Here is a 14,137-nt window from a genome sequence, read left to right as displayed (position 1 = left end):
CCGCTCAACTCGTGGTTTCTATTCTCCTATCTCAAGATATCCTTTAGTGCATTTATTAATCGCTCATTATTCTCTGGGTGTTTTACTGCAACCCTGAAGTAATTTTCACATATACCTGTGTAAGTACTGCAATCTCTAATTGCAAATCCCCTGTATAGAAGCATCTCTTGTAGCTTTGCAGCCGATAGATTTTTTTCTATCCGCACCAAAATGAAATTAGCGTCAGGCTCAAAAGCAAAAAGCCCTTCTATGTTAGAAAGAGCAGCATAAAATCTCTTTGCCTCTTTCATTAGCTTTGATACGCTCTCTCTGACAAATTCGCTATCCCTAAGAGCCGCGACTCCCGCGCTTATTGCTATAGAATTAACACTCCAGGGATATTTTGCATCCCTGATTTTTGCGGTAACGTCTTTACCGGCCACTGCGTAGCCAACTCTTAATCCCGGTATGCTGTATATCTTTGTTAGCGATCTGAGAACTATCAGATTTTTTCTTCTTACGGCTTCACGCACAAGCGATTCGTCCGCACAGTTCTGGGTAAAATCTATAAACGCTTCATCAATTACCCAAAGACAATCCGTATTCTCATCGATTGCTCTTAACAAATCTCCTTTTTTTATCATATAGCCGCAAGGATTATTAGGATTTCCTAAAAACACGATATCTGCGTCTGCCGCTTCGTCTAAAGCTAACAGTGTTTCCTTGCGCGAAAAAGATTTTTTATAATCTATTGTGGCACCTGATTTTTTAAGTGCTAACTCATACTCTGTAAAGCTAGGAACAGGCAATATTGCCTTTTGGGGCTCAAATATCTGGGGCAATATGTGTATAAACTCTATTGTTCCATTTCCGGCTACAACATTTTCTGTACTTATGCCCAACCGGCTAGATATTTCGGCAACTAGGCTCTCAGCTTGCTGCTCCGGATACTCGCTAACGCTATCTATGGCGTTTTTGATAGTTTCCAATACACTCTCAGGAGGTCCATAAGGGTTTATGTTTGAACTAAAGTCAACTATATCTTTTTTAGCAAGCCCATGCTCAAGTGCAAGCTGCCTGATGTTGCCCCCATGCTTTTTTAGCCTTTCGATTTCATCTACCATAAGCAAAACTTAAGCTAGTACTTCTCTGCTCTTCCATTCTGGGTATGTTTCAGTAACATTCGGCCCCCCATTCGTCATCTCTACTACATAGGCATCCCATAGCTTCGGTATATAGTGTGATATTTTATCAAATAGCCGCTTGCCGTATCCCTTGTCAACCAGTATTCCTATTACGGTTCCGCTATGCGCAACATTTACTCCCAAGCCACCTCTCCGTTTGCAAACGTCTATAATATCTTTTAGCTCAGGCTTATAAAGAATCGATTGGTTTAGAAGGGCACTCAGGGTTGCGGCTTCACCAATTAACCTGTTGTTGGCGCTTCTTAGCCCGTCAACTGCCATTTCAAAAGCTTCTTTTATATACGGATCATCTTTTACAAGGCCGGTCTTCTTTTTCCTATTAAAATCTACCGTATCAACGGTTTCAGGTGGCTCAAGCACTACAATCTCTATTGGTGGGGCATTACCCAATAACTGAAGCATTTTCCCTTCGACATGATCAAAAACCGCTATGCCTTCAAGGAATATCCCATCTGTCGGTTCAACTGAAACCGCAATCCGTGCCAGCTCTCGCGGGGTTATGTTCCGCTCAAACAGCTTAAAAGTGCCCACCAGCGCTGCCGATATATCGGCCGTGCTACTTGCCATCCCTTTTCCTTTTGCAAGCTTGCTTTTAATATCAACTTTGACACCACACTCTGGTTTTATTATTTCGATGGCCTGTCTAGTAGCTTCTGCGGTCTTGGTGCAACCATCGGTTATCTCTATTATTTTATCCTTTATCAACGATACTGTAGCCCTCGAATACCATTTTATAGGGCAGGTGATATGGAAGTTTACTCCTCCGATTATGCCTTGGACAAGTTCACCGCAGCTGCCCGGCATTATTACCTCTATAGCCATTAAAATTCTATCCCCTGCCTTGCGGTAATCCCTTCTTCAAACGGATGCTTTATCATCAAAAACTCTGTAAGATAATCCGCCGCTAATATAAATTCCTGCGGAGCATCTCTTCCGGTCAGGACAAGCTCAACCTTCCCCTTACACAGTTTTACCAGTCCTAAAATATTATCTTTGTTGGCCAAATCCATAGATACAGCTACGTTTATCTCATCTAGGATCAATAGGTCGCAAGACCCTGTTTTTATTACCTTCAGCGCCTCCGCAATACCTTTAGCTATATCTTCTTTTATTATTTCAACCGGTGGGTGGTCTGCCGCAAGAAGGTTTCCTCCATATCTCATCACCCTGGCATTCTCAAATCGCTTGATTGCCTTTATTTCGCCCGATTCAGGACTCAACGCCTTCATGAACTGGATAATTACTACATTCAGACCATTACCAACCGCCCTTAGGGCAAGGCCCATTGCTGCGGTTGTTTTTCCTTTGCCGGCACCTGTATAAACATGAACCAGACCTAATTTTTGTGTTTTATCCATTTTTAACTCCATCTATAGATGTAAGCGGTTGACAACCGGCCGTGATCCGCTATAAGCCTTTTATGTAATCAGCAGCAAATAATGCTGCTCTACTTATAAGTATTGTCATTGCTGAGGCAACAAAAACAAGCCATACAACCTCGTTGATGTTCCTGCCTGTCATAGGTCCTTTTCCATCACCTATTGGACCGGTCTTTCTTGCAACTCCTGCGTAGTAGTTTTTGCCTCCAAGTTTAACGCCTACAGCTCCAGCAACCGCTGCCTCAGGCCACCCACTATTCGGGCTTTCATGATTTCGGCCGTCCCTTATTGCTATCTTTAAGGCTTTCCACGCATCTTTCCTGCAAATAAGCGCAGATATCGCAAGTATTAAAACCGATACCCGTGCCGGGATGTAATTTGCAATGTCGTCAAGTTTTGCTGCGGCCCATCCAAAATCTCTGTACCTTTCATTTTTATATCCGATCATTGAATCAAGCGTATTGATTGCTTTATATGCCATTGCAAGTGGGGCACCCCCAATAACCGCATAAATGATCGGCGCTATTACCCCATCAACTGAGTTTTCTGCAACCGATTCAATTGTCGCCCTCACTATATCCTTTCGTTTCATGTTCTCGGTATCCCGGCCAACTATCTGCGAAACCTTACGTCTTGCTTCTGCCAAACTTCTCCGGCCGAGCGATGATGCGATGTCTTTTGCGCTGTCCATAAGGCCCTTAGTTGCTATAGTAGTCGATATCAAAAGGACAGACACGACAAACCCAATCCACTCATTTATACTATGTGCTAGATACACTATAGCCCACGTTGTAGACGCCGATATTGCAACCACAAGCAAAACTACAGCTGCGCCTATACAACGCTTTTGTATCCAACCCATTTTATCTTCAAAAACAAGCCGTTCAAGATACGATATAAGACGGCCAATTAAAGAAATCGGATGAGGTATTCTTTTTGGCTCACCAAAAGCAAGGTCGACTAAATAAGCCAATGCCACCTGAGCCCACACTTTTCCTCCTTCGGGAGATTAAAAGCAGTGTAGGGCTTTAGCCCTGTCTAGCAACCCTAAAGGGCTGCGCTACGGTTTTTCAATTCTCCCCCTATTTTCAGGATGTTTCTTTCAATAAAATCGACATCGACGCTCTCTAGTACTTTCTTTGCAAGGTAATCGATTTGCGATTGACGGTAAAGATTATAGTCGATGCCAATGCTATCCCTTTTAAGCCCCTTCCTGCTTTTAATAAAATCAAGAAGAGATTTGCGCAAAACACCGTTATCAAAAAGACCGTGTATGTACGTACCGAAAACCAACCCGTCTTCCGAGACGCACCCGTCGCCGAAGCTGTCTTCTTTTTCGCCACGCCTTTTTATGCTAAACGCCTTCGATGCCCCATCATATAGCTCGGTTCGCCCCATATGTATCTCATATCCTCTAATCCTGCATTTTGCGATAGGCCCTAATATGGCTCCACCGCCAGTTACTTCCGCCTCAACCTGTACAGTTACTTTTTCGCGGCTTAATTTTGTTTCACATTCCAAAAGCCCAAGCCCCTCTATCTGCTTCCTCCCAGATTCGACGCCGTACTCGTCCCTTAGTACTTTACCGAGCATCTGATACCCTCCGCAAATGCCTATAACCGGAGTTCCTTTATCCCGAAGTTCCCTAATCTCCTTTACCATTCCCTTCTTATGCAGAACTTCCATGTCTTCTATTGTATTTTTCGTTCCCGGAATTATGACTAGATCCGTATCTCTAATTGGTGACCCTGGAGTTACATATCGCAACTTTACGCCAGGTTCGTGCGCAAAAACATCTACGTCGGTAAAATTCGATATATGAGGAAGCCTAATAACGGCTATATCTACCGCATTGCCATTTATCAACATACCGTTTTCGCCCTTATGATTGCAACCCAGATTATCTAACGCCAGTGAATCTTCGCTATCCAGCTTTAAATCGTGTATATAAGGAATAACGCCTATCACGCCTACTCCAGTTCGCTCTTCAAGAAAGTCAAGGCCTGCTTTTAGAAGCGATATGTCGCCGCGGAACTTATTTATAACAAAGCCCTTTATCCTATCCTTTTCATCTTGTTCTAGCAGCTCAAGAGTGCCTATCAAAGATGCAAATACCCCGCCCCTATCAATATCTCCAACCAGGATTACCGGTGCATCTGCCATCTTCGCGATCCTCATGTTTGCAATATCTTCTTCCTTCAGGTTAACTTCGGCAGGGCTTCCTGCCCCTTCAATTATTACAAGGTCATAAGTGTCCAATAGTTTATTTAAAGAACTTTCGACTAAGTCCAGAAGCTGTCTTTTCTCCAAATAGTAATCGTGTGCAGATAAGTTTTTATACACTCTTCCCTTTACAATGACTTGCGCGCGTCTGCTATCGGTGGGCTTCAAAAGGATCGGGTTCATATCAACCGATGCCTTAATTCTTGCCGCCTCTGCCTGCAAAGCCTGCGCCCTCCCAATTTCAAGACCTTCCTCCGTAGCAAAAGAGTTGAGGGCCATATTTTGGCTCTTGAACGGCGCAACCTTGTATCCCCTATCTGCAAATATCCTGCAAAGGGCAGTTACCAACAGGCTTTTGCCTGCATCGGAGCATGTTCCCTGAATCATCAAGGTTTTGGCTTTCATTACAAATCACGCCGATCGGTTCATAGTTTATATTTAAAATCCATCAAAATTGCTGCTCAGCGACTTTATGTCAACTGGAATTCCTGCTATAGTTAACAGCACTTTATCTGCATACTCTGCTACTTTCTGATTCACTATCCCCAGCAGGTCTCTATACCTACGACCTGACGGATAATCCGGCACAAGGCCCATCCCGACTTCATTTGATACTATAATAACCGTTTTTCCTGTTTGCCCTGCCTCTTTAACCACATGCACTATTTCATCTATAATCTCATCATCGTTTGCTGTTTCTTCCATGCGTCTTGCAACATATATGGTCAAGCAATCGATAATAACTGTGTCGATTTTTCCTAGCGCCTGCCGCAGTGTATTTTGCAGCTGGCCTTCAACCTCAAACGTTATCCAGTTACTCGGCCTGTTGCGCTTGTGCTTTCTTATTCTCTCCTTCATTTCCTCATCAATTGCCTTAGCGGTTGCAATATAAGCAACGTCCCTATTCGCAGAGACGATTTTCTCTGCAAGTGCGCTCTTGCCACTTCGCGCGCCACCCAAGAAAAGGACAACATTGCTTTTGCTTTTTCTCATTGATTGCTCTCCAGTTTTTGTTTCTTCGCCGTTAGGTAACCTAAAGCGTAATTTACCGTTAAAATAAATTAACCATTAACCATTTAAATTAAAAAAGGCCCTTGCCTTTCGCTAAGGGTCTTCCAGTTAACCTCAATCCGCGAAGGCATTTTCTATCCCAGGCAGGTCTCCTGACTTACGGATCTATGCTTCGCCGCTCCTTCCCGGGTTTATCACCCAGTGGCAACTTGCGACTCGCTCCCCGTTTACAGTGGCGGGCCCGTGCCGGATTCTCACCGGCTTCCCTATTCTCCGCTAAATGCGGCACCTGGATACTGATTTATCCTATAATTATAGGCTTAATTGCCTGTTTATACAATAATCGAGAAGCTAAATAAGATATAATCGTCTTAAGCGAATTCAAATATACGTTTGGTGTGAGTAATTATAATGGAAGAGCGTCTTCAAAAATTTATGGCGCGCTCAGGCGTAGGATCTCGCAGGTACTGCGAGGAGCTCATAAAAAGTGGCCGTGTCAAAGTAAACGGAAAAGTAGTAACCGAGCTTGGTACCAAGGTCGACCCTGCTAAAGACAAGGTAGAAGTAGATGATAAAGCGATACATCCCAAAGAAGAGCGCCTGTATATCATGATCAATAAACCCTCCGGATTCATCACGAGTGTGACTGATAAATTTGGACGCCCTACAGTTATAGACCTGCTCGGCGGCATCAGTGATAGGGTTTATCCTGTTGGTAGGCTCGATATCGACACCGAAGGCCTGCTAATTCTCACTAATGATGGAGAGCTTGCATTCAGGCTAACCCATCCGCGATACAAGGTTAGGAAAACTTATGTTGCCGAAGTTATCGGTCACCCGACGGATGAAAACCTTGACCGGCTTAGAAAAGGTATCATGCTTGAGGATGGCATGACAGCTCCGGCGGAGGTTAAGATATTAAGACAGGTCAAAAACGCTACGTTTGTTGAGATTACCATCCACGAGGGGCGAAAACGCCAGATTAAAAGGATGTTCCAGGCCATTGGACACCGTGTAGTCTTCCTTAAAAGGATATCAATAGATAACGTACTCCTTGACAACCTTCCACTTGGTGACTTCAGGCATCTAACTGAAAAAGAAATTGATAATCTCTATAGGGCGGTAAGATTGAGATAACTTAAAAAGATTACCTGGTCCTTTTTAGATTATGCGGTTCAGGGCTCATAGTGCTTGGATCATGGTTTATGTGTATAAGTCTTCTCTGCTTACTTTCCTAGCCATTTGGGAATTACAGCATATAGTAGTCAGTAGTCACTTTGAGGAGAAATCCATGTATTTTAGGGTTGCCGATTGGCTTAAGGCCATAGTCTTTGCCGTGATTCTCTTTCTCCTTTATTTACTGGCAGGCAGCGTGCTACACACTATACTGCTGTTTGCTATCGCCTCATTTATTGTCTTTATTATAAACCCGATAATTCATTTTCTTTTGCAACGGAAGGTCCCTCGTGTTCTTGCAATAATAATGACTTACGTTCTGTTTTTTAGTCTGTTCTTATTATTCCTACTTATTATAGGTCCGGTTATCGTTCAGGAATCCAAAACCTTTGCAGCCAACCTTCCCGATTATATATCTTCTCTTAGGAAGCAAGCTAAGGCTGTCCAGACCTTTATACAAAGAATCGGTTTTGGCGGCATTTTAGCTATCAGCCCTGATACACTTATTAGCGAAGCTGCAAGGGTTATAGCAAACCAGCTCAGCAATATCTTTGGCCTTATTCCATCGTTAATTAATTTTGTTACAGACCTTTTCCTAGTTCTATTTATCTCGATTTATATGCTTATCTTTTTACCGACTATTGACCGCTTCATCCGCTTCACCCTTCCTCACGGGCAAACCGGTCTTTATGCTAAGTTCTTAACAACCATGAGAACTGCATTAGCACGGTATCTGCTTGGCCTTTTAGCTTCAATGACCTCAATCGGCTTCTTAGCCGGTGTAGCTGTTTCGATTCTTGGGCTTCCTTTTCCTGCTCTCTTCGGATTGTGGGCGGGATTAACTGAGATCGTGCCGGTTATCGGTCCAATCCTTGGTGCAATTCCGGCTGTTATTGTGGCCCTTACAATCGATCCTGTAACCGCTCTTTGGGTAGTACTTGCATTTATTATTATACAACTGTTGGAGAATAACATTCTCGCACCGTTTATCCTCGCCGGTACGGTCGGAATTAACCCGCTTTTAATACTTTTTGCAATTGTCGCCGGTGGAGAGCTAGCAGGGATAGTCGGCATTTTCCTTGCAGTACCGACTCTAGTTGTTGTTACGAATATACTAAGATTTATTCGCGATAATTTTAAGTACGAAAGGGTCGAAGGTGGGCCAGATCGAATTATCATAAAACAATAGCCAGCATTATTATGCTAATAGCAGGCAACCTGTGCTCTTCATTATTTTTGACTTATTCTATTACTACGCTAGATCGCAAATTTTCCTCAATTTGCTTTCTTACCTCATCATCCGGTGAAAACTCATCCAGAGGGGGTAGCTCATTGAGGCTCTTTAACCCGAATGATTCTAGAAACTTTGCTGTCGTACCGTATAGTATTGGTTGGCCGGGAGCATCCTGTCTTCCGACTTCCTTTATAAGTCCGCGGTTTATAAGGGTATTTACCACCCCGTCAGAGTTTACTCCGCGAATCGCTGCTATATCTACCTTGGTTACAGGCTGTTTATAAGCAATAATTGATAGGGTCTCAAGCGCAGCCTGGGTCAACCTGCGATGGTCAAAAGAGAGTATCAATTTCTCGATGTATGTAGCATAAGCTGGATGGCTGTATAGGCGGTAGCCACCTGCTACTTCTCTTAGCTGAAATCCGCGGTCTGCCCTTCTATATTCATTCACCAGCTCGTCAATTGCTTGCCTGACTTCTTCATCCTTAGCACCAGTAACATCGCATATCTTGGGTACTGACAATGGCCGATCGCTAACAAACAGCAGGGCCTCGATTATACTTCTTAATCTTAGCTTCCTATCGCTCATACAGTCACCCCTGTGCTATCTTTAACTGTATTCCCGCTCGTCATAATCATAATTTCACCGAAGGTTTCGGCCTGTCCCAGCTCTATAGCACCCCGCTTGTATAGCTCAAGTACTGCTAAGAACATCGCTATTATCTCGACCTTTTCCGTACAATCGTATGTGAGTTCTCTGAAGCTTCTCGCCTTAACCCCCTTTAGCATTGGCTCGATTCTTTCGATATATTCATCCACGCTTAAAGGTTTTGGGGTTATATGGTCGGCTTGAATTAGACTGATCTCTTTTCTTTCGTTTATTTTAAGAAACGTATTTCTCAACTTTTTCGGAGAGATGCCGTATAAGAAATCCGGTATTAGATCGTTATATTCCTGCTCAAAACCGACATCTCTTACGTAATATTTTCCTTCGGCATCGTATCTTGCGGCCAATTCGACGGTTACATTCTTGAACTTCTTGTACTCGAGAAGCCTTGCAATCAATATATCGCGCGCTTCTTGCGGGGATATCTCATCTTCATCGTAAGATTCTTCTTTTTTCGGAAGTAGATTCGCTGCTTTTATATCAAGAAGGGTGGCTGCAATAAGCAGAAATTCTGTACTGACTTCCAGGTCAAGCTCTTGCATCGACTCGACATAGTTAAGGTATTCCCTGGTTATTTTAGATATTGGTATTTCATATATATCGATTTTTTGGCGCGAAATCAGGTTTAACAGTAGATCAAACGGACCTTCGAACACCTCGAGCTTTACCTGGTAAGACATTGCTACATCCTTCTTAACGGTTGCTTCTACTAGATTATTTTAGCATGCGATACTTAAGTGCCAAAGCTTTCTTACCGCATATTGTAGCAAAAGCGAATTTAAAATATGCTAGGGCAATATTGCAGCGTCGCTAGCAATTTTATATAGATGCGTGTCCCTTTAGAGCTTTTGGTTCCTCGTAAAGATTCAATTTTTCTCTTACGTCTTTGATGGTAGCTCTGCAAATCGGCCGCACCTGATGCAGACCTTCGCGCAGAACCTCATCTACTATGCCGGGCTCTTTCTCAAGTTCCGCACGCCTCGCTCGAAACTCTGCCAATGATTCTATTATTCTCTCTGCCAGCTCTTTTTTACAGGATGTACATCCCCATGCCGCCTCACGGCAGTTTTTTTCTACCCGCACCAAATCCTCCGCCGGCGTATATGCCTGATGCGTTGGGAAGACAACCATACAGGCTTCTGTGCTTCCCGGATCTGTCTTTTTCTTTCGCGCCGGGTCGGTGACCATCCGATTAACTTTATTTCTTATCGTATCCGGATCATCGGAAAGGTATATAGCATTTCCGTAGCTTTTACTCATCTTCCTCCCGTCGATCCCAAGAAGTCTCTTTACAGGAGATAGAAGTGCCTGCGGCTCTGCGAAATAATCTCCGTACAGAAAATTAAACCTGCGTACAATTTCACGGCCGAGCTCAAGGTGGGGAAGTTGGTCTTCACCAACCGGCACAAGCTCTCCGCGAGGCAAAATTATGTCCGCCGTCTGAAGCACCGGATAGCTTAAGAAACCTGCTGTTTGTATATCCTTGCCCTCCATCTCCCGAATCATTTCTTTGTAAGTTGGGTTTCTTTCAAGCCAGGACACAGGTGTTATCATTGTTAGGTATACAAAAAGCTCGGCAACCTCCGGTATGTCCGATTGCTTGTATATGAAACATTTTTTCGGGTCAAGACCAACAGCCAGCCAATCCAATACCATCTCGCGAGTATCGTCTGCAATACCGCTCACGTCATCATATTTTGTTGTAAGCGCATGCCAATCTGCTACAAAGAACAGGCATTCATATTCGTCCTGCAACTTCACCCAGTTTTTCAATGTTCCAAAATAATGTCCAAGGTGCAGTCTGCCAGTCGGGCGCTGGCCACTAACAACTCGTTTTGCCAAAAACCATCAATCTCCTTTTAAAGCTATTAGCCAATAGTGTTCAGTTATATTTTTCAATTATTCTTAGCTAATATCTGAAAGCTAACAGAAGTTAGCTTCAACAATTATACCGGAATTTACAATCCTGCGATAACAGATACCTGTCGCATCTATAAGCCAGGCACCTGATATGGATAAAAAATCGCTGTTATTATATATTCCGCCGGTCCGCCGATAATTGTTCCCAGCGCCCCTGGCAGTAGAAACAATAGGATTAACAGTACCGCCATCCCATATTGCTCAAACCGATACCAGGCTTGATGCATTTTGTACGGTAGAAAGGTTGGGATTATTTGCGACCCGTCTAGTGGCGGTATCGGCAACAAGTTGAATATGCCTATCCACACACTCAATATAGCAGCGTTTGCTATAAAAAATCTTGCTAAATCGGGTAGATCCATCGGATAAATCTTTGCTAGCAATAGGGCCAGTACAAAATTTGACATAGGACCAGCGATGCTGGTCAATAGCATATCTCTCCGTGGATTTTTAAACCGGTGCGGATTTACCGGAACCGGCTTTGCCCATCCAAGCCCCCTTCCAAAAAAGGCTGTTATTAAAAGCATTACCGTGCCTAGCGGATCAAGGTGCTTAATCGGATTTAGCGTCAACCTTCCATTATCTCGTGCAGTCGTATCGCCAAGTAAATATGCAACCGCACCATGTGCAAACTCATGCACGGTAATGATAATCAAGAAGGCAGCAGCGCTAAAACCCAGGTTTATCAGTATAGCTGCTAGTTGCACTGTTTTTTACTCTCCTTATCATAAATACTGAACCTTTCTATGACGAACTGCTCCTCATCTTCTGGAGTCCCTACTTTTCCGTCAAGTTTTGCAGTCAGAAGATCCTTCAACACGGTATTATACACGGGTGATGGTAGAAATCCCATTTTTCTTAGGGTTCTGCCATCTACCGATGGCTTTACGCCCTTCATTCGCCCAAGATATAAGTCTATTTCTTTTTGTGCCTTAAGGTTTGGCGCCATAGCATGCGCAAATATTACTGCCTCTGGCGATAGCGGGTTAAGCAACCAATATATCTCACTGTTCTGCAACCTTTTTTCCTGGCCAAGCCATGCCAGAACATGCGGAACCTCAGTTACCATCTCAGACAGCCTCGCCCTGTCCGCTTTCTTTAGTTTCATCCTATCGCTCCAGCTATCAACACTATTTTTATCTAAATTTCTTAATAAGGCTGCAAGGTACATGAGCTTTGCCTGCACAGGCACGGCAAAGTAGTGGTCAAGTTCACGTTTTGCTTCCGCAATCCTTTTAAAAAGAAGCTTCAGTTTACTATCTACATTAATTTTCGGATGGATTATCTTTAGCGCGCCCAGCTCATCCAATCTTTTTAATATCAGAAACGGATTTTCTTCACCGAGAATAAGCATCAGCTCATCCCTTATTCGCGTATCTGATAAGTGCCCTATAAGGTCCATATCGATTGCCTTGCGCAAAAGTTCCTCTGTTTCAGAGCTAAATTTGAAGCCAAGCCTTTGTTCGAAACGTGCACCTCTGAATATTCGGGTAGGGTCCTCAATAAAACTTAAGTTGTGAAGTACCCGTATTTTTCGGTTCTTCAGGTCTCGTTGCCCGTTGAAAAAATCCAGCAGCTTGCCGTAATCCTTTGAATTTAAGCTTACTGCCATTGCATTTATCGTAAAGTCGCGCCGTGCCAGGTCCTGCCTGATAGATGTCGGTTCAACCTGCGGTAGTGCCGCAGGCCTTTCGTAATACTCCGCCCTTGCTGATGCAAAATCCAGCCTGAAACCGTCCTTTAATATAACAACTGCTGTTCCAAATTTATGGTGAGGCCTTACTCTTCCGCCCAGCTTCTCCGATACAATTTTCGCAAACTCTATAGCGTCGCCTTCGATAACTATATCAACATCCAAGTTCCTGTAATTCAGCAGTAGATCGCGTACTATTCCCCCGACAAGATATGCTGAATAGCCAGCTTCGTCCGCCAGGTCGCCGATCTCACGCAGCAGCACCTGCACTGCGCCTGGTAGAAGCGATTTTATCTTCTGCACCACCTCGCCGCGGCTATACTGAGGTTTTGACATAGGCATATTTTTAGACCTGTTGAAGTAATCCATACCGCCGAGCGATTTTAAAATGTCTGTCCTGCTTATTATGCCGATGACCCTGCCATCTTCAACGACAGGAACCCGGCCTAAATTTTCCTCGCTCAGAAAGCGCTGTATATCAGGAAGTGGCGTATCTGGCTTTACCGGCTCTATTCTTCGCATCATAAATCCTTTGACCGGCGCGTGACTCAACCCATGGTGCGCAGCTTTATCTATCTCACGCCGTCCAATCAACCCAACTAGCTTTCCGTTCTCTGTTACAGGCAGACCGCTATAGCCATATTTGATCATGAGTTTGTTTGCCTCACGAATTGTTATGTCCTGGTCAACAGTTCTTACTGGGGCTGACATAATATCCCGGGCAACGGGCGGCTGCTTTACATGGGCATAGATTTCCGCAACAAGCTTTTTTTCAACGTCCTCAAGGCTTTTATCTTTTACAGTGGCAGATGCCGCCTGCGAATGCCCTCCGCCGCCTAGCTTCTCTAAAATTTTCCCAACATCTACCGTATCTGTCCTGCTGCGCCCAATAATATAGATGCGATCCTGCGCCTGGTTTAGAAGCGCAAAAACGACATCGATATTCTCGATATCAGCTAGTTTCAAAACAACTACTGATGCACCTTCTATATAGCCGGTCACATCCGATATTGTAACCATGACTGGCGTACCGTAGACGTCGATTACCTTTGCCCCGTGGAATAACGCGTCAAGAAGTGCGTGCTGCTCGGCTGTCAGTGCAGGGTTTAAAAATCTATGTATCATATCAATATTAGTGCCTTTCGCCATAAGATAGGCAAGCGCCTCAGCATCATCATACGTAGTCGTCTTAAAAGTAAGAGAGCCTGTATCCTCATGTATCCCAAGGGCAAAAAGCGTTGCTTCAAGCGGTGTTATCGACATACCCTTATCCCTGATTATCTTTACAAGAATTGTGGTGGCTGCACCCACTGGCTCGGAGAAGTCTCGGGTTATCGGAACATCTTCCGGCGTTGCCGGATGGTGATCAAACGTAAAGACCTCTACCCCAGGTTTGTATGCCAGCTCTTGAAGTTCCCCAAGTCTGCGTCCGATTTTTGTATCTACGATTATTATCCTTGAGACCGCTTTCTTGTCTACGTGTCTTATATCCAACGTTTCAATAGCATCATTGTGCAGCGACAAAAATTCTCGAACATTCCTGTTTGCCGAGCCGGTCATAACGATCTTCGCGTCAGGATACAATTTTTGTGCCGCAACCATCGCTCCAAGCGAATCGAAATCTGTATTTGTATGACTTATTATTAGCTC

General features: G+C 44.0%; 13 protein-coding genes and 1 riboswitch. Of the genes, 2 read left to right on the top strand and 11 right to left on the bottom strand.

Going from position 1 to position 14,137, the window contains the following annotated elements; genetic code table 11:
- Positions 1–26 precede the first annotated feature (26 nt).
- Genes cobD through cobU form a run of 6 tightly spaced genes read right to left on the bottom strand, consistent with a single transcriptional unit; the run spans position 27 to position 5,779 of the window.
- Positions 27–1,103, bottom strand: a complete 1,077-nt coding sequence (gene cobD, locus K6T91_04605) for a threonine-phosphate decarboxylase CobD (protein ID MCL6472074.1) — start codon at positions 1,101–1,103, stop codon at positions 27–29.
- A gap of 9 nt (positions 1,104–1,112) precedes the next feature.
- A complete protein-coding gene (locus K6T91_04600; GenBank protein ID MCL6472073.1) occupies positions 1,113–2,006 on the bottom strand; it encodes a hypothetical protein in 894 nt (297 codons plus the stop codon).
- Positions 2,006–2,554, bottom strand: coding sequence for a cob(I)yrinic acid a,c-diamide adenosyltransferase (locus K6T91_04595; protein ID MCL6472072.1), 549 nt, complete (start codon positions 2,552–2,554; stop codon positions 2,006–2,008). The genes K6T91_04600 and K6T91_04595 overlap by 1 nt, the downstream gene beginning before the upstream one ends.
- Positions 2,555–2,591: 37 nt before the next feature.
- Positions 2,592–3,554: an adenosylcobinamide-phosphate synthase CbiB gene (cbiB, locus tag K6T91_04590; GenBank protein MCL6472071.1), complete on the bottom strand. Its 963-nt coding sequence runs from the start codon at positions 3,552–3,554 to the stop codon at positions 2,592–2,594.
- A 56-nt stretch (positions 3,555–3,610) separates the two neighbouring features.
- Positions 3,611–5,191, bottom strand: a complete 1,581-nt coding sequence (locus tag K6T91_04585; GenBank protein ID MCL6472070.1) for a cobyric acid synthase — start codon at positions 5,189–5,191, stop codon at positions 3,611–3,613.
- Between the two features lie 33 nt (positions 5,192–5,224).
- A complete protein-coding gene (gene cobU / locus K6T91_04580) occupies positions 5,225–5,779 on the bottom strand; it encodes a bifunctional adenosylcobinamide kinase/adenosylcobinamide-phosphate guanylyltransferase (protein ID MCL6472069.1) in 555 nt (184 codons plus the stop codon).
- 142 nt (positions 5,780–5,921) lie between these two features.
- Positions 5,922–6,105: riboswitch (cobalamin riboswitch) on the bottom strand.
- Positions 6,106–6,208: 103 nt separating this feature from the next.
- Here cobU and K6T91_04575 point away from each other — a divergent pair.
- Both K6T91_04575 and K6T91_04570 read left to right on the top strand, forming a co-directional pair.
- Positions 6,209–6,934, top strand: coding sequence for an rRNA pseudouridine synthase (locus K6T91_04575; GenBank protein ID MCL6472068.1), 726 nt, complete (start codon positions 6,209–6,211; stop codon positions 6,932–6,934).
- Positions 6,935–7,088: 154 nt separating this feature from the next.
- Positions 7,089–8,162, top strand: a complete 1,074-nt coding sequence (locus tag K6T91_04570) for an AI-2E family transporter (protein ID MCL6472067.1) — start codon at positions 7,089–7,091, stop codon at positions 8,160–8,162.
- A 52-nt stretch (positions 8,163–8,214) separates the two neighbouring features.
- Here K6T91_04570 and scpB read toward each other — a convergent pair whose 3' ends face one another.
- The 5 genes from scpB to K6T91_04545 all read right to left on the bottom strand — a co-directional run.
- A complete protein-coding gene (scpB, locus tag K6T91_04565; protein MCL6472066.1) occupies positions 8,215–8,796 on the bottom strand; it encodes an SMC-Scp complex subunit ScpB in 582 nt (193 codons plus the stop codon).
- The gene (locus tag K6T91_04560; GenBank protein MCL6472065.1) at positions 8,793–9,554 is read right to left on the bottom strand and encodes a segregation/condensation protein A; all 762 of its coding nucleotides are present in this window, start codon (positions 9,552–9,554) and stop codon (positions 8,793–8,795) included. The genes scpB and K6T91_04560 overlap by 4 nt, the downstream gene beginning before the upstream one ends.
- A gap of 139 nt (positions 9,555–9,693) precedes the next feature.
- Positions 9,694–10,716 carry a tryptophan--tRNA ligase gene (trpS, locus tag K6T91_04555; protein ID MCL6472064.1) on the bottom strand — a complete coding sequence of 341 codons (1,023 nt, stop codon included), beginning with the start codon at positions 10,714–10,716 and terminating at the stop codon, positions 9,694–9,696.
- A 149-nt stretch (positions 10,717–10,865) separates the two neighbouring features.
- On the bottom strand, positions 10,866–11,486 hold the full coding sequence (locus tag K6T91_04550) for a site-2 protease family protein (protein ID MCL6472063.1): 621 nt from the start codon (positions 11,484–11,486) through the stop codon (positions 10,866–10,868).
- Positions 11,487–11,491: 5 nt separating this feature from the next.
- A partial coding sequence (locus tag K6T91_04545; protein ID MCL6472062.1) for a CBS domain-containing protein occupies positions 11,492–14,137 on the bottom strand: 2,646 nt, incomplete at its 5' end.

This window comes from Bacillota bacterium, assembly GCA_023511485.1.
Taxonomy (GTDB): Bacteria; Actinomycetota; Aquicultoria; order Aquicultorales; family Aquicultoraceae; genus CADDYS01.
Note: the sequence above shows the minus strand (reverse complement) of the source record. Positions and strands in the feature narration are given on the sequence as shown.